Genomic DNA, 22,014 nt, shown 5'->3' on the forward strand with positions numbered 1-22,014 from the left:
CCCCATGTCGGCCGTCAGACCCCGCATCCTCGTCATCGACGATGAATCGCAGATCCACCGCTTCCTGTCGCCGGCGCTCGATGCGGCCGGTTACGAGCCGAAGCGGGCCGACAGCGGCCAGGAAGGCTTGCGCGGCATCGCCCTGTGGAGCCCGGACGCCGTGGTGCTCGACCTCGGTCTGCCCGACATGGACGGCAAGGAGGTGCTGGTTCGCGCCCGGGAGTTCTACACTGGCCCCGTCATCATCCTGTCCGCCCGGGATCGCGAGGCCGAGAAGATCGAGGCGCTGGACCTCGGCGCCAACGACTATGTCGAGAAGCCGTTCGGCGTCGGCGAACTGCTGGCCCGGATACGCGCCGGGCTGCGCCAGACGTCTGACCCGACGGCCCACAGGGGCCCCGTCGTCGCGGGTGATGTGACCATCGACCTGGAGCGCCGGCTGGTGACGCGGGGCGGCGAACCCGTTCGGCTGACGCCCAAGGAGTATGACCTGCTCGGCCACCTCGCGCGCCACGCCGGCAAACTGGTCAGCCACGCCGACCTGCTCACCGCCGTCTGGGGCGCAGCCCATGCCGCCGACACCCAGTATCTGCGCGTCGTCATCGGCCAGCTCCGGCAGAAGCTGGAGGCCGATCCCGCCCAACCAGGATTGATTGTGACCGAACCGGCTGTCGGCTACCGCCTGCAGATGTGAACGAGGCCGCTGGCGAAGGAGCCATGATCTGCGCGCCGAAGGGCTGCAGATATCTGTTGCGACCCAAAGGCTATATGAATCAGTGCGTCAGCTACCGGCAATGATCACGGGAGAGCCGCTTTTACAGTTCACCGCCCATAGGTCGGTCGATCCGGCTCTGAAAAGAAGAGAAAAATGGCGCGCCCGGAACGATTCGAACGTCCGACCCTCAGATTCGTAGTCTGATGCTCTATCCAGCTGAGCTACGGGCGCGCTTGGCCGCGAACGGCGAGGGCGGGTCTTTAGCGGACGAGGGACGGGGGGGCAAGACGGGTCGGGCGCTTTCCTGCGGTGATTTTTCGGCAGGGGGTTTCGCGATGCCCAAGGTCGCGCCAAGTTGCACGCCTCCCCGTTGACGTCCCATCCGGAACCTCCATGCGCCCAGCCTCCCCGACCGCCCCGTCGCTCGCGCGCTCGCGGGCTCCGTCGTCCGTCCTGCGGTCCCTGATCGCCCTCGCCGTCGGGGCGAGCCTCGTCCTTTCGGGATGCGCGGGCGGGGCCGGGACGACGGCGGGGGCGACGCCTCCCGGGCCGGTCGCGGCCCCGGCGCCCCAGGCGCGGGGGCCGTTCGTCGCGGCGGCCAATCCGCTGGCGGTCGAGGCCGGATTGCAGGTGCTGCGGCGCGGCGGCTCGGCGGTAGACGCGGCGGTCGCCGTGCAGGCGGTGCTGGGGCTGGTCGAGCCGCAGTCCTCGGGCCTCGGCGGCGGGGCCTTCATGATGGTGTTCGACGCCGCGACCGGCGAAGTGACCAGCTACGACGGGCGCGAGACCGCCCCGGCCGCGGCCACGCCGGAGCTGTTCTTCGAGAACGGCCGCCCGCTGCCCTTCGGCGAGGCCGTGTTGAGCGGCCGCTCGACCGGGGCTCCGGGGGCGGTCGCCATGCTGGCCATGGCGCAGAAGGCGCACGGCCGGCTGCCGTGGAGCGAGCTGTTCGCCGACGCCGGGCGGCTGGCGCGCGACGGCTTCGTCGTCAGTCCTCGGCTGGCGGGCTTCATCGCCGCGACGCGCGGACAGGCCCGCACCCCGTGGGCGGACCGTTATTTCACCAAGCCGGACGGCACCCGTTATGTCGCCGGCGACGTGCTCAGCAACCCCGCCTACGCCGCGACGGTGGCCGAGATCGCGGCGGGCGGCGCCGACGTCTTCTATCGCGGCCGGATCGCGCGCGAGATCCTCGCGACGGTCGGGGAGGGGCCTCGTCCGGGCCTCCTCACCGCGGCCGATCTCGCCGGCTACCAGCCGCTTGAGCGCGGGGCCCTGTGCCGGCCCTACCGCATCTATATCGTCTGCGCGCCGCCGCCGCCGTCCAGCGGCGTCGCGGTGCTGCAGCTCTTGGCCATGGCCGAGAAGACGCCCGACATCCTCGAGGGCCCCGCCAGCGCCGACGCCTGGACCGCCTTCGCCCAGTTGCAGCGGCTGATGTACGCCGACCGCGACCGCTACGTCGCCGATCCGGCCTTCGTCGGCGTTCCGGTGCAAGGGCTGCTGGATCCGAACTATGTCGCGGCGCGGGCGGCCCAGGCCCCGGGTCTGGTCGGGGCGGCCGAGCCCGGCTTTCCGCCCGGCGGAGTCTTCGCCGGCCCCGACGCGACGCGCGAGCCGGCGGGCACCTCCCACTTCGTCATCGTCGACGACCAGGGGAGCGCCGTCAGCATGACGACCACGGTCGAGAGCGTGTTCGGGTCGGGCCGGATGGCCGCCGGTTTCTTCCTCAACAACCAGCTGACCGATTTCTCGTTCGAGCCCCGGCGGCCCGACGGGGCGCCGGCGGCCAACGCCGTGGCGCCGGGCAAGCGGCCGCGCTCGTCGATGTCGCCGGTGATCATCCTCGACCGCGACGGGCGCTTCCTCGGCGCGCTCGGCTCGCCCGGCGGCTCGTCGATCGTGGCCTACAACGCCAGGGCCCTGATCGCGGTGCTGGACTGGGGTCTGCCGATGCAGGAGGCCTTCTCTCTGCCGAACCTCGTGGCCAAGGGAGACGGCTTCGGGGCCGACACGGAACGCTTCCCGGTCGAGCTGCGCGAGGCCATGGCGGCGCGCGGAATCGTCCTGCAGCCCAACGCCAGCGAGAACTCCGGCCTGCACGGCGCGATCTGGCGGCAGGGCCCGGACGGCGTATGGGGCTGGGATGGCGGCGCTGACGACCGCCGCGAGGGCGTGGCCCGTGGGGGCGGCGCCAGGCAGTAGGCGGAAGAAGGAGGGCAGAGGTCCGGCGTCGCTACCGCCTGATGCCTACTGCCTGATCCCTGAGCCCTACTCCGGCTTGATCGACAGCTGGAAGGCGATCAGCCCCTCCGACACGTCGGTGTCGACGCCATGGCCGGCGCGCAGGCCCTCGGCCTCGATCTCGCGATAGACCAGGCCGATCGAGCTGTGCACCGGGCCCCGGCGCAGGGCCACGCCCAGCGAGGCGTCGCCGAGGAAGGCGCCGGAGTCATGACTGACCCCCGAGCGGGCGAAGCCCCCGTCCCGGTTGCGGGCCCAGTTGTAGCCGACCGCCCGGCCCGAACCGGCGGCGTAGACATACCAGCGGGCGCGCTCCCCGAAGGCCTGCTCGCCCTCGGGCACCAGCCGGTCCAGGTCGCGGCCGATTTTCAGGGTGGCGCCCGCCTCGGTGACATCGCCCCGGCTGCCGAGGCCGACGCCCAGGTGCGGCGTCAGGGTCACGTCGAGGCCGCTCTCGGTCCGGCCGAGGGTCTCGGTCCAGCCCCGGGTCCAGGTCAGGTCGTAGTGTTCGGCCTCCCAGGCGGCATGGTCCAGCGGTCCCGGAGGCAGGGGCGAGCCGTCCGCGCGCCGCACCCGGCCCTCGGTGCGCAGCCGGACCCGGTCGCTCCAGGCCTGGCCTTCAAACCAGATGTCGCGGTTCGAGGCGGCCCAGGGCGCGGACACCTCCCGCTCCGGATCATAGCCGATCCAGCCGTCCGCGCCGGCGAAGTCCGCGCCGGCGTCGAAACGCGCATCGCGGTCGAGGCGGGTCAAAAGGTCGGAAACCGTGGTCGGACGCTCGGAGGCGACCCGCCACGGATCGGCGATCGCGTCCTGGAAGGCGGGCGAGGCCATGCCGAAGGCCGGCGCCGCACAGGCCGCCGACGCCACCACTCCCGCACAGAACGCCGTCAGACGCATCAACGGTCCCCTCAGTCCGTTAACGTCCCTGAGCCTCTCACGGGCGGGGCGGAACGCCAACCGGCAATTTCATGACCGTCGAACGTCCCCGGTATGGCGGCGGTTCCGCCTCAGCTCCAGGCGCGGAAATGCTTGGACAGCTTCAGCCCTTGGCTCTGGTAGTGACTGCCGCCCTCGCCATACAGCCGCGACGGCCGCTCGGTCAGGGGCTCATAGACCAGCCGGGCGACAATCTGGCCGTGCTCCAGCAGGAACGGGGTGTCGTGCGTCCGCACCTCCAGCACCCCCTTGGAGCCGGCCCCATGCGCCTCGTCGGTGCCGAAGCCGGGATCGAAGAAGCCGGCGTAATGGACCCGGAACTCGCCCACCGATGGATCGATCGGCGTCATCTCGGCCGCCTGCATCACCGGGATCTCGACCGCCTCGTTCGAGGCCAGGATGTAGAATTCGCCCGGGTCCAGCAGCAGCTCGCCGCGCCGCACGCCCAGCGGCTCCCAGAAGTCGCGCGGATCGTGGCCGTCGATCCGGTCCAGATCGACCACCCCGGCATGGCGCCGCCCGCGGAAGCCGACGATGGTCCCGTCGGCTCCCTCCAGATCGACGCCGACGCTGCGGGTCTCCAGCCTCGGCGGTTCGCCGGCCTTGAGCCGCAGCTGGTTCAGCCGCGTGCCCGGCCGCACCAGGATCGAGAAGGTCTGTGGCGCGATCTCCAGATACAGCGGCCCGTCATAGCCCTCGTCGACATCGTCGAAACTGGCCCCCCGGTCGGTCAGCAGTCGCACGAACACATCGACCCGGCCGGTAGAGCTCTTGGGATTGGCCCGCGCGATCAGCCCCTTGGGCAGGGTCAGCCGCTCCTGCAGCCGGGCGATGTAGACGCAGCCCTTCTCCATCACATAGCCGCCCGACAGGTCGATGGCGTGCATGGCCACGTCGGCGATCCGGTCCTCGACCTTGCGCTGTCCCGGCAGGAAGGAGGCCCGTACCCGCCAGGCCCGGTCCGACAGCCGGAGGTCGAGGCTGGCCGGCTGCACCTGGTCGGTGTCGAACGGCGTCTCCGAAACGATCGCCCCGCCGGCGATCAGGGCCTCGATGGATTGCGACGGCAGGATGCCGGGGAGGGAGGTCGAAAAGCTCTGCATGGCTTCCGATTACACGATTCCGCGTCGGGTCTCCTGCAAAGTGTGACCTCGCCTCCCGGGCGCTTGCGCTTGACCTGCGGGCCGCTTGGGGGACCATGGGCGCATGCATGATGCGCCCGCCTATGAAGCCGAGACCGACGGCGTCCTGGTCCGCGTCCGCCCCAGCTATCTGGCCGGCCAGTCCGACCCCGACGGCGGCCGCTGGGTCTGGGCCTACCAGGTCGAGATCGTCAATCTGACGCCCACACCGATCCAGCTGATGGCCCGTCGCTGGGTCATCACCGACGGACAGGGGCGGGTCGAGGAAGTGCGCGGCGCCGGCGTGGTCGGCGAGCAGCCGGTGATCAAGCCGGGCGACAGCTACACCTATGCCTCGGGCTGCCCGCTCGGCACCCCGACAGGCTCCATGGTCGGCGGCTACTATATGACCGACGCCTCGGGCCACTCGTTCGAGGCCGCCATCCCGGCCTTCAGCCTCGATGTGCCCGGCGAGCGGCGGGTGCTGAACTAGGCGATGTCGGGGGCGGGTGAGGGGCTGCGTCAACCCGGATAACCGCAGCCCCGCCCCAGTCTCTCCGCCGCGCGAACGCGGTGGGAGGCGGACGGCGGCTCCTCTAGGAGCCATTCGTGACGGTCGTTGGACCGAAAAGCGACGAGCGCGCGAAACAATGTCCGCGCGCCCGAAAACCGCGCTCAGGCGGCGAGCCGCCGCGCGGCGAGCGATAGCGCCCCTTTAGATGTACCGGCGCAGGCTGCGGGCCAGTTCGGAGGCCCCGTCCTTGCCGCCCTTGCGGACCTGCGGCTGATAGGCGACCCGGGCGTGCTCGACGCAGTAGACGCCTTCGGAAGAGCGGCGGCCGCAGAAGCTGAACTCGTTCGAGGACGGGTCGCCGATCGGCCATTTGCACATATGGGCGCCCAGCGTCATCACCGTGGCCGTGCCCGGCAGGTCGGGCATCGGGGCCGGAACCGGGGCCGCCGGACGGGGCTGCACCGCCTCGATGCGGCGCGGGGCCGACGGAGCCTGGGTCGGCGGGGCCGCCGGGCGCGGACGCGACGGGCGGAAGGTGGCGCGGGCCGGCTGCGACGGGGCGGCCCGGCCCGACAGGCCGAGGCGGTGCACCTTGCCGATCACGGCGTTGCGGGTGACGCCGCCGCCCAGCTGTTTGGCGATCTGGCTCGCCGACTGGCCTTCCAGCCAGAGTTTCTTCAGCGCGCCGACGCGGTCTTCAGTCCAGCCTGCGGTCATAGCCACCCTCCGGGTCTCGGATTCAATATATGGGGCCCAGAGGTCCCTCCCGGGCTCTCGACCTACCACTAATCGTAAACCAGACCCTAACAGACGCAATATGTGCGAATCAGTCCGTCCACAGGAACCACATGTAGGGATGGTTAACGGGAGCGAGGCATCAGGCAGCAGGCGACGGAAGGGCGGGGCTACCCTTGCCTATGGCAGTCGCCAGCCACACCGACCCCCGCCTGTTGCCTGTTGCCTGTTGCCTGTTGCCCGTTGCCCGTTGCCTGTCGCCTCCCTCGCCCCTTGCATCCCGCCGTCCCCGGCCGCATCTCCGCCCCATGACCGACCTCGCCTCGACCCGCCCGTCCGGACTCCCGCAGCCGCGCCGCTACGACGGGGTCAACTGGATCGGGGTGAAGACCCTGTACCTGCGCGAGGTGCGGCGCTTCTGGAAGGTCGGGGCCCAGACGGTCGCGGCGCCGGTGGTGACGACCCTGCTCTACATGCTGGTCTTCGTGGTGGCGCTGAAGGGGGCCCGGCCGCCGCTGCACGGCACGCCCTTCGCCGAGTTCGTGGCTCCCGGCCTGATCATGATGGCGGTGCTCAACAACGCCTTCGCCAACGCCTCGTCGAGCCTGATCCAGGCCAAGATCATGGGCACCTCGACCGACTTCCTGACCCCGCCGCTCAGCCCGCTGGAGCTGACCATCGGCTTCGCCCTCGGGGCGGCGACGCGCGGGGTGGTGGTCGGCCTCGTCACCGCCGTCTGCGTCCTGCCCTTCGCCCGCCTTGGCGTCGTCAACCTCGCCGCCATCCTGTGGTTCAGCCTGACCGCCTCGCTGATGATGGGCATGCTCGGGGTCTTCGCCGGCCTGTGGGCCGAGAAATTCGATCAGCTGGCGGCGGTGCAGAATTTCCTGATCATGCCGATGACCTTCCTCAGCGGCACCTTCTACCTGGTCGACAACCTGCCCGAGCCGTTCGCCACCATCAGCCACTTCAACCCGATCTTCTACATGATCGACGGCTTCCGTTACGGCTTCATCGGCCATGCCGAGAGCAATATCTGGATCGGCGTGGCGATGAGTGCGGTGCTGACCCTCGGCATGGCCTGGGCCTGCTGGCTGGTGTTCCGCTCGGGCTGGCGGCTGAAGAGCTGACTCAGAAGTAAGGTGCGCGGTCGCGTCGGCCGCGCTAGCCATGCGCCTTCGTCTCCAGGGGGTTTCATGCTGTTTCGTCCGATAGCCGCCGCCGCGGCCCTTCTCGTCCTCTCCACCCCGGTCGCGGCCCAGGACCTCGACCTGCGCGCCCAGGTCGCCGCCTATGTCCAGCCGACCAATGCGGCGCGGACGGAGGTCGTCGTCGCCCAGCTCCGGGCCGCGGGCTTCGAGCCCACGGTCGAGACCTTCGCCGGCGGCAATCCCCGGACTGGCGAGCTGGAAGGCCGCAACGTCGTCGTCACCCTCGGCGACGGCCCGCGCGAGATCCTGCTCACCGCCCACTACGACGCGGTGAAGCTGCGCGACGGGACGATGTCCCAAGGCGTGGTCGACAACGCCGCCTCCGTGGTCGGCGTCATCGAGGCCGCGAAGATCCTCAGGGCGAAGGACCTGAACCACCGGGTGCGCATCATCCTGTTCGACCAGGAAGAGCTGGGCCTGATCGGGGCGAAGAAATGGATCGAGGCGCACGGCCTGGCGAACGTCGCCGCCGTCGTGAACTCCGACGTCGCCGGCTACGGCGACACGATGATGTACGGCCAGAACAACGGCGCCCAGTCGGCCTTCGTGACCCGCGCCGTGCAGGAGCTGTGCGCCGAGCGCGCGATGCCGTGCGTCGGCTTCCCGGTCTATCCGCCGTCGGACGACCGCGCCTTCTCCGGCGCCGGCCTGACCGAGGCGGGCGAGGGCGGCGGACAGGACCGTGTCCCGACCGTCTCGCTCGGCTTCCAGGACCAGATCGGCGCCCACCAGATGTGGCTGGCCTTCAACGGCGGCGAGACCAACGGCCTGGCCGAGGGCTTCGTCCCCCGCGTGTTTCAGCTGATCCACTCGGCGGAGGATACGATCGAGCAGGTCGATCCGGCGACGGTCGCCCTCGCCGGAGAAGTCTACGCGGCCCTGGTCGAGCGGCTGGACGCACAACTGGCCCGTTGATCGACCCGGGGGGCGGTGTTGACTAACCCCGCCCCCCGTCCGACAAGGCCTGACCCTTTTTCAAGCGGTCCCGACGCCTTCCGCGCCGGGGCCGTCTCGCTTTTGGAGGTCCGTTCCGTGTCCACTGAACATCTGATGGGTGTCTACAACCGCGCGCCGCTGGAGGTGGATCGCGGGCAGGGCGCGCGTCTGTGGTCCAGGGACGGGACCGAATACCTCGACTGCGTCATGGGCATCTCCACCAACGCCCTCGGCCACGCCCATCCGATCCTCGTCCAGGCGGTCAAGGACCAGGCCGAGAAGCTCTGGCACGTCTCCAACATCTTCAAGATCCCGGGACAGGAAGCCCTCGCCGACGCCCTGTGCGAAAAGTCGTTCGCCGACGTCGTCTTCTTCACCAACTCCGGCACGGAAGCCGTCGAGTGCGCCCTGAAGACGGCGCGCAAGTACCACTCGGCCAACGGCCAGCCCGAGCGGATTGACATCTACGGCTTCGACGGCTCGTTCCACGGCCGCACCTACGGCGCCATCAACGCCGCCGCCAACCCCAGCTACACCAACGGCTTCGGCCCGCCGATGGAGGGCTTCCACCAGCTGGTCTGGGGCGACCGCGAGGCGCTGACCGCCGCCTTCCAGAACCCGAACACCGCCGCCATCATCCTCGAGCCCGTCCAGGGCGAGGGCGGCTGCCGCGCCACCCCGGACGAGGATCTTCGCTGGATGCGCCAGATGGCCGACGACAACGGCGTCCTGATCATCTTCGACGAGGTCCAGTGCGGCATGGGTCGCACCGGCAAGCTGTGGGCCCACGAATGGGCCGGCATGACGCCCGACATCATGGCGGTGGCCAAGGCCCTCGGCGGGGGCTTCCCCATCGGCGCCTGCCTCGCCACGGCGAAGGCGGCCACGGGGATGACGGTCGGCGTGCACGGCTCGACCTTCGGCGGCAATCCGCTGGCCATGGCCGTCGGCCAGGCCGCCTTCGCCGAGATCTCGAAGCCGGCGACCCTCGCCCACGTCAACGAGATCGCCGGCTATCTGAAACAGCAGCTGCACGGCCTCGCCCAACGCTTCCCGGATGTCATCGTCGAGGTGCGCGGCAAGGGCCTGCTGATGGGGATGAAGCTGATCCCCAACAACCGCGAGTTCATGGGCTGGGCCCGCGATGAGGCGCAGCTGCTGATCGCCGGCGGCGGAGACAACCTGGTCCGCATCCTGCCGCCCCTGAACCTGACGCTCGAGGAAGCGCGCGAGGCGGTCGAACGTCTGGAACGCACCTGCGAATTCGCGCGCGGCAAGATCGCGGCCTGATAGATCGGAGGGACCGATGGTCCGCCACTTCCTCGACCTCTACCGCCTCGACGCCGCCGACCTGCGCGCGATTCTCGACGACGCCCACGCCCGCAAGGCGGCGCGCAAGGGTTGGCCCAAGGGTCGCGTCGATGCCGACGCCCCGGCGAAGGAGCGCGTGCTGGCGATGATCTTCGAGAAGAACTCGACCCGCACCCGCTTCAGCTTCGACGCCGCCATCCGCCAGCTGGGCGGGTCGTCGATCATCGCCAACGCCGGCGACATGCAACTGGGTCGCGGCGAGCCGGTCGAGGACACCGCCCGGGTCCTGTCGCGCATGGTCGACGCGGTGATGATCCGCGCCAATGACCACGAGGACGTCGAACGCTTCGCCCGGGTCTCGACCGTGCCGGTGGTCAACGGCCTGACCGACCGCTCGCACCCGTGCCAGATCCTCGCCGACATCATGACGATCGAGGAGGCCCGTGGCCCCATCGCCGGCAAGACCGTCGCCTGGGTCGGCGACGGCAACAACGTTTGCCACAGCTTCATGCACGCGGCGCCGAAGCTGGGCTTCCACCTGAACGTCGCCTGCCCGGCCGACTACCATCCGAACCTGCACGACCTGGCCAAGGGCGGAAACCACGTCACCCTGACCGGCGACCCGCGCGAGGCGGTCGCCGGCGCCGACGTCGTCGTCACCGACACCTGGGTGTCGATGGGCGATCAGGACTACGAGGCCCGGCTCGAGGCGTTCGAGGGCTATGGCGTCGACGACGGCCTGATGGAGGCCGCCGCCTCTGACGCCGTCTTCCTGCACTGCCTCCCCGCGCACCGCGGCGAGGAGGTCACCGACGCCGTCATCGACGGCCCGCGCTCGCTGGTCTGGGACGAGGCCGAAAACCGCATCCACGCCCAGAAGGCCGTGCTGGCGTGGTGTTTCGCCGGCTAGGGCCTACTGCAGGTTGACGTCGACCACCCCGCCCGCGTCCGGCAGGGTCTTCGTCACATTGGCCTTGGCGATCTCGTAGAAGAATTTGAAGAAGCCGCCCTCGTTGACCCAGACCCGGCCGTCTCCGGCGTCGAAGCGCAGGATGGTCAGGTTCGGATCGTCCTTGCCGCCCGGATACCAGGCGGCCAGCACCGGGTTCCAGTAGCGGTCGATGATCTCGCGGTCAGGTCCATGCACCGACAGTTCGCCGTGGATGCAGGCCCAGACGTTCTGGTCCTTCGAGCCGTAGTGGAACATGGCGCTCTGCCCCCCGATGGCCGCGTCCTTCGCCAGATCGGTGTCATCGCGGGTGAAGAACCAGATCGTGCCGGTCTCCTGCTCGCGGAAGGCCGTCATCGGCTGGGCGTGGTAACCGGGCTGATCCAGACCCAGCATGCCGGTGTTGGACTTCTCGAGGTGGTTCCAGAACTCTTCCTCGGCTTCGCGGACGGTGAGGTTCCTGTCGGCCATTCGGCGTCTCCTGATATCGGGGGGTAGATCAGGAATGGCCCGTGGCCCGCGCGGTTCCCCCTATCGCGGCGGCGGCAGCACCCCGAGAAGCGCCGCGATGTGGACGATCAGCGGCAGGGCCAGGGCCGCGGCCAGGACCATCACGAAGCGCCACGGGACCATCCGCACGCCGAGATGCGGCTGGGATGGCCGCGATCCGCGCCAGCCGGCGAAGATCGACAGGCCGATGACGGCGGCGAGCAGGGCGAGGGTCACGGGCATGGTCATCGGCGCCAAGTGGCCTCTCCAGCGCCCGCGGGCAAGCCGCCGGAGTCCTTTCCGGGGCGTTAATCTTCACGAGGCGTTAACGGATGCGGCGCGAGACTCGACGCCGGTGTACGGGCTTTCCACAGGAAGTTGGGTCAGACCCTACATCTTGGGGTTAACCACGCGTTTACACCCCTGATCTGGATGGGTAGCGTCGAGTCAAAGGTCGGGAGGCGAATCAGTGAGCGCAGCCGCGCCGTGGAGCGTAAAGGGGATCGAGCCCCGGGCGCGCGAGATCGCCAAGGACCTCGCCCGTCGCTCCGGCATGACGCTGGGCGAGTGGCTCAACACCATGATCATGGAAGACGGCGAAGAGGACGGGGGCGTGGTGCCCCTGTCCCGCCGCCCGCACGCCGCCGACAGCTATGAACGTCGCTCGCGCAGCCGCCGCGTCGACGACGCCTACGGCGCCGGCGAGGAGCCGTGGCAGCGGCTGAGCGCCTCGATCGACACCATCGCCGGCCGGCTCGAGGCCGCCGAGCGCCGCTCCACCATCGCCATCCAGGGCGTGGACCAGGCTGTCTCCGGCCTCGTCCGACGGCTTGATGGACAGGAAGAGGTCGACCGCTCCTACGCCCGGCGGATCGACGACATCTCCGAGGAACTGCGCGAGGGCCATCGCCGCCTGCGCAAATTCGAGCAGGAGGTCGGCCCGAAGACGACCGAAACCCTCGGCAAGGTCGAAACGACCCTAGGCGCCCTCGCGGGCCGCCTCTACGACATCGAGGAACGCCAGCGCGGCAGCGTCAATGAGCTGCGCCAGCGGATGGACGCGGTCGAAAAGGTCGCCGGTCCCGGTGTCGGTGCCGACCTGCTCGCCCAGGTCGGACAGCGGCTGGACCTGGCCCAGAGCCGCACCACCGACGCCCTGCGCGGTCTCGAACGCTCCTTCGCCGATCTGGACCAGCGGCTGCGCGCCGCCGAGGCGCGGGTCGAGCCGGAAAGCGTCCGCGAGGCCGCCCGCTTCGAAAAGCTGGCCGAAACCCTGAGCCGCCAGGTCGAGGCCAATCGCGCCGAGATGATGCGCCGGATGGACACGGCCGAGACCGAAGGCCGGATGGACCGTATCGAGCGCGCCGTGCTGTCGATCGGCGATCAGGTCAAGGCCTCCGAGGAACGCTCCGCCCGCGCCGTCGAGGCCATGGGGCGCGAGGTTCTGCGCATCGCCCAGAATCTGAACGGCCGCGTCGGCCAGATCGAGGCCGAAGGGCCGGCCGGGCTGGAACAACTGGGCGCGACCTTGACCCGCAAGGTCGAGGCCGACATGGGCCGCTTCGCCCAGGGGCTGGAGCAGCGGCTGGTCGCCCAGGACGACCGCCACGCCCTGGCGCTGGAAAAGCTGGGCGGCGAGATCACCCGCATCTCCGACCGGCTGAGCGAGCGGATCGCCCAGTCCGAGCGCCGTTCGCAGCAGGCGCTGGAAGACATCGGCCGCCGTCTGGCCGACAGCTCGAACAAGATCGAGCAGCATTACGACCGGGCCTCGGGAGAGCTGGCCGAGCGCATGCGCCTGTCCGAAGAGCGCACCGCCGCCCTGATCGCCGAGGCGCGTGAGAACATCGGCCGCCGCACCGAGCCGGCCGCCCCCGCCCGTCAGGCCCAGCCGGACTGGCGCGCCGCCGCCTTCCCGGATGCGGCCTTCCCGGACGCCGGCTTCGACGGCGGCTTTGAAGACCCTGTCTTCGCCGAGCAGCAGGCCTGGTCCGCCGATCTGGCCCCGCCCGAGTCCGAGGCCGAGCCCACACCGTCCCTCGCCGGCGAAGTGCTGACGGCCGACACCGTGTTCGACGCGGTGATGCGCGGACCGCTCGCCGACCCTGCGCCCTCCGCCCCCTTCGGCAGCCGCACGCCCGAACCGACGCCCCCGGTGGAAGCCGGACCCGTTTCGCAGCCTCCGGTGTTCGCCACGGCGCCGACGACCGCTCCCGAGCCGAACCCGGCCCAGCCAGCCTTTGGGCAAGGCTTCGGCGGCGCCGATGTGTCCGACGCCCTCGCCGCCACCGCCCCGCCCGCCTTCGACGGCGGTCAGGAGGATTTCGCCGGCGAGACCGATTTCGTCGATCCGCGCGCGCTGCGCGCCGCCGCCGCCCAGGGCCGGGCCTCATCCACGCGGCAGGCCATCGACGCCGCGCGCGCCGCCATCTCCGAGCCGGAAGAAGCCCCGGCGCGCACCGGCTTCGGCCTCAAGCGCGGCGGCAAGTCCCTGCTGCAGGAGCGGCTCGACAAACAGGCCGCCAAGGGTGGCGACACCGTCCGCAAGGCGCTGGGCGCTTCGGCCGTGGCGATCCTGTTGACCGCCGGCGGGGCCGCGGCCTTCGGCGAACTGACCGGCGCCGGTATCGACATCCCGGGCCTGGGCGGGTCGGGCGCGAACAGCGATGTTCAGCCCATGGCGGCTCTGGCGGTCCTGCCTACGGAGCCCACTGCACAGGACAAGGCGCGGGGCGCCGACCTCTACCTTCAGGCGATCGAGCTTCTGGACGCCGAGGACGCAGCGGGCGTCGAGATGCTGAAGCAGGCGGCCGGACTGGGCCATGCCCCGGCCCAGCTGCACCTCGCCAGCCTCTACGAGAACGGGACCGCGGGGCTGAACGCGAGCCCGGCAGAGGCCCGCGTCTGGGTGCGCCGGGCGGCGGATGCGGGCGACGCCCGCGCCATGCATAACTACGGCATGTATCTGTTCGAGGGCGTCGGCGGCGCGCGCGATCGCGCCGAGGCCCTGACCTGGCTGCGCAAGGCGGCCGAACAGGGCTTGGTGGACAGCCAGTTCAATGTCGCCAAGCTGTACGAGACCGGCGACGACGGCATCCAGGCCGACCTGCCCGAGGCCTACAAATGGTACCTGATCGCGGCGCGCGCCGGGGACGGCGACGCCCAGGCGGCGGTCGAACGGCTGCGGGACGACCTGCCGGCCTCCGCGCGCGGCGCGGCCCGGGCCGCCGCGGACGCGTTCCAGACCGAGCCGCTGGCCTGACCCTTTTCCGCGCAGGCGGTGGCGGTCGCCGCGGCCTGCGTATAGGACACGATCACCGTCGCCTTCCCGGCGCCTAGCCTCAGTTCCAGCCGAAGGCGCGTCCTTTGGATATCTATCTGCCGATCGCCGAGGTTTCGGTGAACTGGCCGCTCCTGGTTCTGCTGGGAGCGACGGTTGGATTCGTCTCCGGCCTGTTCGGGATCGGCGGCGGCTTCCTGATGGCTCCGATCCTGATCTTTCTCGGCATTCCGCCTTCGGTCGCGGTGGCCAGCCAGGCCAGCCACGTCGTGGCCTCCTCGACCTCCGGCGTGATCAGCTACACCCGCCAGAAGGCGGTCGACTATCGCATCGGCGGGGTCATGGCGGCCGGCGGGGTGCTCGGCGCCCTCGCCGGGGTCGAGCTGTTCCGCTACCTGCGCCTGCTGGGTCAGGCGGACCTCGCCGTCGCCCTGTCCTACCTGCTGTTCCTCGGCGCCATCGGCACGCTGATGCTGTACGAGAGCCTCGGCCAGATCCTGCGCCGGCTCCGCGGCGAGGTCGCGCCCCACAAGGAGCGGCGCCGGCCCTTGTGGCTGTACGGCCTTCCGCTGCGGATGCGGTTCCCGCGCTCCGGCCTCTACATCAGCGCCATCCCGCCCTTCGCCCTCGGGACCTTCGCCGGCGTCCTGTCGGCCATCATGGGCGTGGGCGGCGGCTTCATCCTCGTCCCGGCCATGCTCTATGTGCTGCGGATGAGGGCCAGCGTGGTGGTCGGCACCAGCCTGTTCCAGATCATCGTCACCACCGCCATGACCACCATCCTGCAGGCGGGTCGCAACCAGACCGTCGACATCCTGCTGTCGACCATCCTGCTGCTGGGCGGCGTGGTCGGCGCCCAGTATGGAGCCCGCTGGTCGGGCCGCTTCCGGGCCGAGGAGCTGCGGGCCGTGCTGGGGCTGATCGTGCTGCTGGTCGGCATCCAGATGGGGCTGGAGCTGTTCGTGCGCCCGTCCGACCTGTTCGGCTTCGCTCCGGGAGCGGCCGAATGATCCAGGCCCTGCCGCCGCCGCCGCCCGCCGTCGAGGCCCCGGCCCCGGAACGCTCGGCCTCGACCCAGAACCAGCTGCGCGTCGCCGCCGCCCTGACGGACGCCCGCGTCAGCGTCGACTCCAGCTTCCGCGGCGCCTCGATCGTCCTCTATGGCGCGGTCTTCAATCCCGGCGACGATCCGACCGACGTCGTGGTCGTGGTCCGCGGTCCCGACGCCCCCGTTCGTCTCGTCAAGAAGACGCGCAACATGGGGATCTGGCTGAACAGCCGTCCGGTGGTGTTCGAGGGCGCGCCCGGCTTCTACATGACCGCCTCGACCCGGCCGCTGGGGGATATCGCCGACTTCGGCGAGCTGCGCCGCCTCGGCGTCGGCGTCGACCACCTGCGCATAAACGCGCCGCAGGAAAGCCGGACGGTCACCCGCTACGGCGTCCGCGACGTGGTCGTCAGCCGCCTCGGCGAGGACTACCTCGACTGGCGCCGCGCCGTGATCCGCCTGCGCGAGGCCGCCGCCCTGTACAACACCGATCCCAAGGGCGTCCGCTTCGTCGATCGCGGCCTGTTCCGCGCCGAGATCGAACTGCCCGCGGTCGCTCCCACCGGTCAGTATTTCGCCGAGGTCTGGCTGTTCCAGGACGGCGATCCCGTCTCGGTCTCCAACCTCACCCTGACCGTCGAGAAGGTCGGGCTCGAGCGCGACATCTTCGAGTTCGCCCACAATCGCCCGTGGACCTACGGCGTCCTCTGCGTCCTGCTGGCGGCCTTCACCGGCTGGGGCGCCAGCCGGATCTTCCGCCGCGACTGAGCGCTCCGGTTCAGCGCGCCGCGAACTCGCTCAGCGCGTCCAGCACCGCCCGGTTCTGATCCTCGGTGCCGATGGTGACGCGCAGGGCTTCGGGCAGGCCGTAGCCGCCGACCGGCCGCACGATGATCCCCTTCGAGTTCAGATAGTCATTGGCCGCCTGGGCCTGATCGGCGTCGCGGAAGCGGACCAGCACGAAATTGCCGGCGCTGGGCAGCACCTCGAAGCCGAAGCCGCGGATGGCCTGGGTCAGGCGCGGCCGCCAGGCGTGGATCAGATCGCGCGAGGCCTGCTGGTGCGCCTCGTCGCCCAGGGCCGCGACGGCCGCCTCGATGCCGGGCACGGAGACGTTGAACGGCAGGCGGATGCGGTCCACCGCCTCGGCCACCTTCAGCGGCGCATAGCCGAAGCCGATGCGCAGGCCGCCGAGGCCATGGATCTTGGAGAAGGTGCGGGTCACCACGATGTTCTCGCTGTCCCGCGCCAGGCCGAAGCTGGTCTCCCAGTCCGCCTCGGTGACGTATTCGGCATAGGCCTCGTCGATGACCAGCAGGATTTCCGGCCGCAGCCCCTCATGCAGGCGGCGGATCTCCTCGGCCGTGTTGTAGCTGCCGGTCGGGTTCGACGGGCTGGAGACATAGACGATGCGGGTGCGCTCATCGACCTGCGCCAGCAGGGCCTCGGGCGTCGCCTTGAACTCCGGCTCCGGCGCCAGCTTGACCGAGGCCTGGTTGGCCAGGGCGCTGATGCGATAGGCCAGGAAGCCGTACTGGCCGGTGACGATGTTGTCGCCCGGCGTCAGATAGCACTGGTTCAGCAGGGCGAAGACCTCGTCCGAACCGTTGCCGAAGATCAGCCGCTCCGGCTCCAGTCCATGGTGCTCGGCGACGGCGGCGCGCAGCTTGCTGGCCCGGCCGTCGGGATAGATGTGGATGTGGCCGACCGCCGCCTCGAACGCCTCGCGCGCCTTCTGGCCCGCGCCGAGCATGTTCTCGTTGGACGACAGCTTCATCGGCTCGGCCACGCCCTCGATGCGCGACTTGCCGCCGACATAGGGGGCGATGTCGAGGATGCCGGGCTTGGGCGCGGGGGCGTCGGTCATGGGCGGGTCCTCGGAGTCAGAATACGGGCGCGGCGCCGATGACGCCTTTCAGGGAGCCGGGGGCGTCGCTGAGCCGCCCGTCCGTGGCCTGCACATAGCCCGCCAGGGCGAACAGCTTCAACCCGCCCGCCTCGATCAGCGGATCGGCGGTCAGGCCGGCCGCCTCGAGCGCGGCCACGATGCGGCCGGGCGTCAGCGGACTGTCGGTGACCCAGAAGGTGCGGTCGTCCCCCGTCGGGCCGGAGGGCGTCCGCTGGACCATCAGGGCCCGGGGCCGCCCGGCGCCGTTGTCGGGGAGGGCGGCGACGACCCGCAGCTCGGGCTCGGCCAGAAGCCGTCCCCACCAGGCCGAGGCGGCGGTCAGGTCCATCAGCGCCCGCCCGTCCCCGCGCGCCGCCATCAGCGCCGCCTCGGGCTTGGGCGCGATCCGCGCGACGAGGCCGTAGCGGTCGGCGGCGATCACCTGGCTGGCCGGGCCCCAGACGATCAGCGGCGCGCCATGGCCGGCGTCGATCCGTCCGAGCACCGATCGCAACGCCGCGACCTCCGGAGGCGTCAATCCCTTGAGCAGGGAGCGCAGGGCGATGGCGTCGGCGTCGGGGCTCGGACGGGGGCCGCCCGCCAGTCGCGCCCGCACAGCCTTCGCCAGGGCGCGATCCAGCGCCAGCCGAACCGGATCCTCCGGGGGCTCGACCAGCATCAGAACAGCCGGGGGGCCGGCGCCAGGGCGAACGGCCCCAGCCAGGTCCGGCCCTCGCGGAACACCAGCGTCAGGTCCATCGGCCGCTCGCCCTGGACGCCCGCCGCCACCGCCGCCCCGGTCGCGCCGACGCGGTCGACGGCCCCCGATCGCGAGGACGCCAGTCCGGCGATGGCCTCGCCCGGCCGTTCCGCGGTCAGGGCCAGGTGGCCCTCCAGCCGTCCGTCGGGGCCCGCCCGCAGAGCGGCGCTTTCGATCCGGGCGGTGCTGTCGCCCGCCTGCAGCCGTCCCTTGACGGCGGTGAACCGGCCTCCCGCGGCGGTCCAGCTGGAGAAGACGCCGGCGCTGTCGACGCCGCGCAGCCGGCTGGCCTGTTCGATCGTGGCCTCGACCTCGGCCGACAACCGTCCTTCGCGCGTCGCGCCCTCGACCGGGCCGCCCGCCCGTCCGCGCCCGTCGGTCAGACGGAACAGCACGTCCATCTCGTCCGTCGCTGCCTGCCCGTCGGTCAGATGCGGCCGGGTGTAGAGTTCGATCCGCTCGGCCGAGGCCAGCGGGAAGGGCTCCGCCCCGGCCACCGGGGTGAAGGTCGGCCGGGCCAGCTCGAGCCGAAGATCCGGGAAGCGGTCGCGCAGATGGCTGATGCTCAGCCGCAGCGCCTCGCCCTCGACCGCCACCTGGCCCTTGCCGGCGCGGGTCAGGATCAGGCCGTCCGGCGCCAGCACCACCCAGTGGCCGGGGTTCCAGGCGCTGGCCTCGGCCACCAGTTCGGGGGCCGCGACGCCATGGCCCGAGGGGGCCACGATATCGGCGGCGGGAAAGGCCACCCGCGTCCGGAACGGCCAGCCCGACACGGACACGGGCAGGTGCGAGACCTGCCAACCTTGCGCCCTCAGAACCTCTGTCTGATCCGCCAGCCGGGTCTCGATCTGGTCCGCCAGCCAGAGCCACCAACCGGTCCAGGCGGCGAGCAGGAGGCCCACGATCGCGAACGGAATCACGAGACCTCGGCGGGCGTGTCGGGCAGGCGTGTCGCTCATGGGCGCTCCTTATCAGATGACAGGAACGCGCCAACCAGCTCAACGGCTTCCGCCAGCCCCATCCTTTGCACCTCGGTCCCCGGCGGCAGGCTGCCGAACAGGCGGGTCGGGGCGGCCGCGTCGAGCATGACGAACACCCCCTTGTCGTCGGCGCGGCGGATCAGCCGGCCGAACGCCTGCGCCATCTTCGCCCGCGCCAGGGCGTCGTCGAAATTGCGTCCGCCTGCGCCCTCGCCGCCGAGCCGCGCCCGTCGCGCCTTGTGCAGCAGATCGGGCCGCGGCCAGGGCACGCGATCGAAGGCGAGGATGCGCAGCGACCGCCCCGGCACGTCGACCCCGTCGCGCACCGCGTCCGTGCCCAGCAGACAGCTGTCCTGCTCGGCCCGGAACACATCGACCAGCGCCCCGACCTCCAGCGGATCGACGTGCTGGGCGTAGAGCGGGATGCCCGACTTCGCCAGATCCGGTCCCAGCCGCTCATAAACCGCCTTCAGCCGGCGGATGGCGGTGAACAGGCCCAGCCCGCCGCCGCCCGCCGCCAGGAACAGCTCGCGCATCGCCGCCGCCGTCTGGCGCGCATCGTCCTTGACCAGATCGTTGACGACGATGACCCGGGCGTTGGCCGCATAGTCGAACGGGCTCTCGACCTTCAGCGTCCGCGCCGGCTCGATCAGCCGCGCCGAGCCGGTGCGCAGCCGGGCCATGTCGAAGGGGTCATCCGAGTTCGGATCGGACAGGGTGGCGCTGGTCACCAGCACCCCGTGCGCCGGCATGATCACCGCCGCCTCCAGCGGCACGGTCGGATCGATCCAGTGCCGCCGCAGGGCCACGTCCATGATCCGGCCGAACGCCGCCTCGGCCGACAGCCAGTCGACGAAGTCCGGGTCCGGCTCGTCCGACGCGACCTCCAGCGCCGCCAGCATCGAACGCCAGCCGGGCAGGGTCATCCGCGCCCGCCGGTCCAGCCCGCGCAAGGCGCCCTCGATCCGCGACCGCTGCGACCCGTCCAGTTCCGCCGCCTCGTCGTCGAGGATGTCCTCCAGATGCCGCGCCAGCGCCAGCAGCGGCGCCTCGACCGCCGCCAGCGCCTGCGCCGCCTCGCGCGCGGTCTCCAGCACCGGATCGGTCACCGGTCTGAGGGCGCACTCCATGCCGAACTCGGTCCCGCTCCCGGACGCATTCTCGCTCGTCCGGGCCCGGAGCTGCTCCAGTCCCGCCAGCAGGAACCGCTCGATCGGCCCGACCGGATTGACCTCGCCCGAGGCCGGCGCGATCCGCCCCGACACCCCTTCGCCCGGCAGCTGGGCCGCCGCCCGCACCGCGTCCTGCAGCGCCTTCGTGGCGGCTTCGTTGTCGGCGCACAGATCGCCCAGACGCTGCTCCAGCCCGCGCCCGCGCCGCCCGCGCCCCTCCGGCCCGCGGATCCAGCGCCGCAGTTCGGCCGCCTCCTGACCCGACAGGCAGGCGGAAAAGGCGCTGTCGGCCGCGTCGAACAGATGGTGGCCCTCGTCGAAGACGATCCGCTTCAGCGCCGCCGTCTCGCCGTCCTGCTTCAGCCCGCGCGCCGATCGCGCCCCGTCGAAGGCCGCCTGGGTCATCACCAGCGCATGGTTGGCCACCACCAGATCGGCCCGGCGGCTGGCGCGGATGGTCTTCTCCACGAAACAGGTGCGGTAGTGGGGACAGGCGGCGTGGACGCACTCCCCGCGCCGGTCGACCAGATTGGACGCGCTGGCCTGATGGCTCGGCCCGACCGCGAACAGGCCCGGCAGCCAGCCGGGATAGTCGCCGCCGGTCATGTCGCCGTCGCGCGTGTGCATGGCCCAGCGGCTGGCCAGCGCCATGCCGATCAGGTCGCCGTTCCCCAGCTGCGCCGCCTGCACCATGTCCTGCAGGTTCAGCAGGCACAGGTAGTTCTCCCGCCCCTTGCGCACGACGGTCTTCTTCCGCCGCTCGACCGGATCCGGCCACAGCGCCGCGCTCTCGCGGTCGATCTGGCGCTGCAGGGCGCGGGTGTAGGTCGAGACCCAGGCCGCCCCCTGATTGCGCTCGGCCCACAGACTGGCCGGCGCCAGATAGCCCAGCGTCTTGCCCGTCCCCGTTCCCGCCTCGGCCAGCAGCACCCGCGGCCGCCCCTCCTCGTTGCGCGGCGAAAAGGCGAAGGCCGCCTCGGCGGCGTAGTCGGACTGCGTCGGCCGCGTCTCGTCCAGCCCCGAGGCCTGCAGCAGCTTCTCCAGCCGGATGCGCGCGCTCTCGCTGTCCACCGGCGCCGACCCGGCCTCGCCGCGCGGCGCCTCGTCTTCCCACTCCGCCAGCCGCGACCAGGCGTCCAGCCCGCTGCCGCGATGCTGGCGCTCCCGCACCGGCTGATGCTGAAGCGCGCCCAGCACCCGCCACCCCCACGCCCAGCCCGCGCGTCCCAACGTCTCGGCGAGGGTGAAGGCGGTTTCGCGATCCGGATAGGCCGGATCGGCCAGCTCCTTCAGCAGCCCGTCGGCGGCCTTCCGCAACGCCTCGGCCTGCGCCTCGGCCCCCTTCGGCTCGCTCATCCCCATGGCCAGCGCCAGCCCGCTCGGGGAGGGCGCGCAGAACCGCGCCGGCCGCACGAAGGCGAACAGCTCCAGAACATCCAGCAGGTCGCCCGACCGCGCTGGCGGGGCGATTCCCAGCCGCCGCGCCGTCAGGCTGGCGTGCGCCACCAGCACGGGCCCCGTCGTGAACGCCCCCTCGGCCGCCCCCCGCCCGATCTTCCGCGCCCCCTCGTCATCGCAGATCGCTCCTGCCCCCGGCGGCACGGCCAGCGCCGGCGGCAGCACAAGCCAGGGCTCGGCGCCGGTCAGGCCGGTGGAAGAGGTGAGGGAGTCGGTGGACACCGACTGCAGATAGCGCGGAAGGGCGTGAAACGGAACGGGAAC

General features: G+C 71.1%; 19 protein-coding genes and 1 tRNA gene. 10 read left to right on the forward strand and 10 right to left on the reverse strand.

Going from position 1 to position 22,014, the window contains the following annotated elements:
- The first annotated feature begins 4 nt into the window (after window positions 1-4).
- On the forward strand, window positions 5-694 hold the full coding sequence (locus V6M45_RS08100; RefSeq protein WP_332655343.1) for a response regulator transcription factor: 690 nt from the start codon (window positions 5-7) through the stop codon (window positions 692-694).
- 175 nt (window positions 695-869) lie between these two features.
- On the opposite strand, the gene V6M45_RS08105 is transcribed toward V6M45_RS08100, so the two are convergent.
- Window positions 870-946 (reverse strand) — tRNA-Arg (locus tag V6M45_RS08105).
- Window positions 947-1,108: 162 nt separating this feature from the next.
- Between V6M45_RS08105 and V6M45_RS08110 the strand changes: the two genes are divergently transcribed.
- Window positions 1,109-2,920: a gamma-glutamyltransferase family protein gene (locus V6M45_RS08110; RefSeq protein ID WP_332655345.1), complete on the forward strand. Its 1,812-nt coding sequence runs from the start codon at window positions 1,109-1,111 to the stop codon at window positions 2,918-2,920.
- 66 nt (window positions 2,921-2,986) lie between these two features.
- Here the strand turns inward: V6M45_RS08110 and V6M45_RS08115 are convergent, their stop codons facing one another.
- Both V6M45_RS08115 and V6M45_RS08120 read right to left on the reverse strand, forming a co-directional pair.
- Window positions 2,987-3,859, reverse strand: a complete 873-nt coding sequence (locus V6M45_RS08115; protein WP_332655346.1) for a lipid A-modifier LpxR family protein — start codon at window positions 3,857-3,859, stop codon at window positions 2,987-2,989.
- Between the two features lie 110 nt (window positions 3,860-3,969).
- Window positions 3,970-5,001, reverse strand: coding sequence for a 2'-deoxycytidine 5'-triphosphate deaminase (locus V6M45_RS08120; protein WP_332655348.1), 1,032 nt, complete (start codon window positions 4,999-5,001; stop codon window positions 3,970-3,972).
- 103 nt (window positions 5,002-5,104) lie between these two features.
- On the opposite strand from V6M45_RS08120, the gene apaG reads away from it, so the two are divergent.
- Window positions 5,105-5,512, forward strand: coding sequence for a Co2+/Mg2+ efflux protein ApaG (apaG, locus tag V6M45_RS08125; protein ID WP_332655350.1), 408 nt, complete (start codon window positions 5,105-5,107; stop codon window positions 5,510-5,512).
- 222 nt (window positions 5,513-5,734) lie between these two features.
- On the opposite strand, the gene gcrA is transcribed toward apaG, so the two are convergent.
- Window positions 5,735-6,250, reverse strand: a complete 516-nt coding sequence (gcrA, locus tag V6M45_RS08130) for a cell cycle sigma 70 cofactor GcrA (RefSeq protein ID WP_332655351.1) — start codon at window positions 6,248-6,250, stop codon at window positions 5,735-5,737.
- A gap of 326 nt (window positions 6,251-6,576) precedes the next feature.
- Here gcrA and V6M45_RS08135 point away from each other — a divergent pair, with 326 nt between their 5' ends.
- The 4 genes from V6M45_RS08135 to argF all read left to right on the forward strand — a co-directional run bounded on the left by V6M45_RS08135 (window position 6,577) and on the right by argF (window position 10,636).
- Window positions 6,577-7,398, forward strand: coding sequence for an ABC transporter permease (locus V6M45_RS08135; protein WP_332655352.1), 822 nt, complete (start codon window positions 6,577-6,579; stop codon window positions 7,396-7,398).
- Window positions 7,399-7,464: 66 nt separating this feature from the next.
- Complete coding sequence (locus V6M45_RS08140) at window positions 7,465-8,394, forward strand: M28 family metallopeptidase (RefSeq protein WP_332655353.1); 930 nt, start codon at window positions 7,465-7,467, stop codon at window positions 8,392-8,394.
- A 117-nt stretch (window positions 8,395-8,511) separates the two neighbouring features.
- The gene (locus V6M45_RS08145; protein ID WP_332655355.1) at window positions 8,512-9,705 is read left to right on the forward strand and encodes an aspartate aminotransferase family protein; all 1,194 of its coding nucleotides are present in this window, start codon (window positions 8,512-8,514) and stop codon (window positions 9,703-9,705) included.
- 16 nt (window positions 9,706-9,721) lie between these two features.
- Entirely contained in the window at window positions 9,722-10,636 is a 915-nt protein-coding gene (gene argF / locus V6M45_RS08150) for an ornithine carbamoyltransferase (RefSeq protein ID WP_332655357.1), read from the forward strand.
- A gap of 3 nt (window positions 10,637-10,639) precedes the next feature.
- On the opposite strand, the gene V6M45_RS08155 is transcribed toward argF, so the two are convergent.
- Together V6M45_RS08155 and V6M45_RS08160 are read right to left on the reverse strand one after the other, a co-directional pair.
- Window positions 10,640-11,146, reverse strand: coding sequence for a pyridoxamine 5'-phosphate oxidase family protein (locus V6M45_RS08155; protein WP_332655358.1), 507 nt, complete (start codon window positions 11,144-11,146; stop codon window positions 10,640-10,642).
- A 60-nt stretch (window positions 11,147-11,206) separates the two neighbouring features.
- A complete protein-coding gene (locus tag V6M45_RS08160) occupies window positions 11,207-11,413 on the reverse strand; it encodes a hypothetical protein (RefSeq protein ID WP_332655383.1) in 207 nt (68 codons plus the stop codon).
- Window positions 11,414-11,633: 220 nt separating this feature from the next.
- Between V6M45_RS08160 and V6M45_RS08165 the strand changes: the two genes are divergently transcribed.
- The 3 genes from V6M45_RS08165 to V6M45_RS08175 all read left to right on the forward strand — a co-directional run bounded on the left by V6M45_RS08165 (window position 11,634) and on the right by V6M45_RS08175 (window position 16,260).
- Window positions 11,634-14,426, forward strand: a complete 2,793-nt coding sequence (locus V6M45_RS08165) for a hypothetical protein (protein WP_332655360.1) — start codon at window positions 11,634-11,636, stop codon at window positions 14,424-14,426.
- A gap of 104 nt (window positions 14,427-14,530) precedes the next feature.
- The gene (locus tag V6M45_RS08170) at window positions 14,531-15,454 is read left to right on the forward strand and encodes a sulfite exporter TauE/SafE family protein (RefSeq protein WP_332655362.1); all 924 of its coding nucleotides are present in this window, start codon (window positions 14,531-14,533) and stop codon (window positions 15,452-15,454) included.
- Entirely contained in the window at window positions 15,451-16,260 is an 810-nt protein-coding gene (locus V6M45_RS08175; RefSeq protein WP_332655363.1) for a TIGR02186 family protein, read from the forward strand. Before V6M45_RS08170 ends, V6M45_RS08175 begins: the two co-directional genes overlap by 4 nt.
- A 10-nt stretch (window positions 16,261-16,270) precedes the next feature.
- Here the strand turns inward: V6M45_RS08175 and hisC are convergent, their stop codons facing one another.
- Genes hisC through V6M45_RS08195 form a run of 4 tightly spaced genes read right to left on the reverse strand, consistent with a single transcriptional unit; the run spans window position 16,271 to window position 21,972 of the window.
- Entirely contained in the window at window positions 16,271-17,359 is a 1,089-nt protein-coding gene (gene hisC / locus V6M45_RS08180) for a histidinol-phosphate transaminase (RefSeq protein ID WP_332655365.1), read from the reverse strand.
- A gap of 16 nt (window positions 17,360-17,375) precedes the next feature.
- Window positions 17,376-18,059 (reverse strand): hypothetical protein, encoded by a 684-nt coding sequence (locus V6M45_RS08185; RefSeq protein ID WP_332655367.1) that lies wholly within the window; start codon window positions 18,057-18,059, stop codon window positions 17,376-17,378.
- Window positions 18,059-19,099 (reverse strand): DUF2125 domain-containing protein, encoded by a 1,041-nt coding sequence (locus tag V6M45_RS08190; RefSeq protein WP_332655368.1) that lies wholly within the window; start codon window positions 19,097-19,099, stop codon window positions 18,059-18,061. The genes V6M45_RS08185 and V6M45_RS08190 overlap by 1 nt, the downstream gene beginning before the upstream one ends.
- The gene (locus V6M45_RS08195; RefSeq protein ID WP_332655370.1) at window positions 19,096-21,972 is read right to left on the reverse strand and encodes an ATP-dependent DNA helicase; all 2,877 of its coding nucleotides are present in this window, start codon (window positions 21,970-21,972) and stop codon (window positions 19,096-19,098) included. The genes V6M45_RS08190 and V6M45_RS08195 overlap by 4 nt, the downstream gene beginning before the upstream one ends.
- Between the last annotated feature and the right edge of the window lie 42 nt (window positions 21,973-22,014).

The organism is Brevundimonas sp. (assembly GCF_036676055.1).
In the GTDB taxonomy this organism is placed as follows: Bacteria; Pseudomonadota; Alphaproteobacteria; order Caulobacterales; family Caulobacteraceae; genus Brevundimonas.

Excerpts from the sequence above, each read along its gene's own strand:
- V6M45_RS08135 (WP_332655352.1), top strand. The coding sequence starts at position 6,577 with ATGACCGACCTCGCCTCGACCCGCCCGTCCGGACTCCCGCAGCCGCGC.
- V6M45_RS08120 (WP_332655348.1), bottom strand. The coding sequence starts at position 5,001 with ATGCAGAGCTTTTCGACCTCCCTCCCCGGCATCCTGCCGTCGCAATCC.
- V6M45_RS08185 (WP_332655367.1), bottom strand. The coding sequence starts at position 18,059 with ATGCTGGTCGAGCCCCCGGAGGATCCGGTTCGGCTGGCGCTGGATCGC.
- argF (WP_332655357.1), top strand. The coding sequence starts at position 9,722 with ATGGTCCGCCACTTCCTCGACCTCTACCGCCTCGACGCCGCCGACCTG.
- V6M45_RS08190 (WP_332655368.1), bottom strand. The coding sequence starts at position 19,099 with ATGAGCGACACGCCTGCCCGACACGCCCGCCGAGGTCTCGTGATTCCG.
- V6M45_RS08100 (WP_332655343.1), top strand. The coding sequence starts at position 5 with ATGTCGGCCGTCAGACCCCGCATCCTCGTCATCGACGATGAATCGCAG.
- hisC (WP_332655365.1), bottom strand. The coding sequence starts at position 17,359 with ATGACCGACGCCCCCGCGCCCAAGCCCGGCATCCTCGACATCGCCCCC.
- gcrA (WP_332655351.1), bottom strand. The coding sequence starts at position 6,250 with ATGACCGCAGGCTGGACTGAAGACCGCGTCGGCGCGCTGAAGAAACTC.
- V6M45_RS08155 (WP_332655358.1), bottom strand. The coding sequence starts at position 11,146 with ATGGCCGACAGGAACCTCACCGTCCGCGAAGCCGAGGAAGAGTTCTGG.
- V6M45_RS08140 (WP_332655353.1), top strand. The coding sequence starts at position 7,465 with ATGCTGTTTCGTCCGATAGCCGCCGCCGCGGCCCTTCTCGTCCTCTCC.
- V6M45_RS08110 (WP_332655345.1), top strand. The coding sequence starts at position 1,109 with ATGCGCCCAGCCTCCCCGACCGCCCCGTCGCTCGCGCGCTCGCGGGCT.
- apaG (WP_332655350.1), top strand. The coding sequence starts at position 5,105 with ATGCATGATGCGCCCGCCTATGAAGCCGAGACCGACGGCGTCCTGGTC.
- V6M45_RS08115 (WP_332655346.1), bottom strand. The coding sequence starts at position 3,859 with ATGCGTCTGACGGCGTTCTGTGCGGGAGTGGTGGCGTCGGCGGCCTGT.
- V6M45_RS08160 (WP_332655383.1), bottom strand. The coding sequence starts at position 11,413 with ATGACCATGCCCGTGACCCTCGCCCTGCTCGCCGCCGTCATCGGCCTG.
- V6M45_RS08175 (WP_332655363.1), top strand. The coding sequence starts at position 15,451 with ATGATCCAGGCCCTGCCGCCGCCGCCGCCCGCCGTCGAGGCCCCGGCC.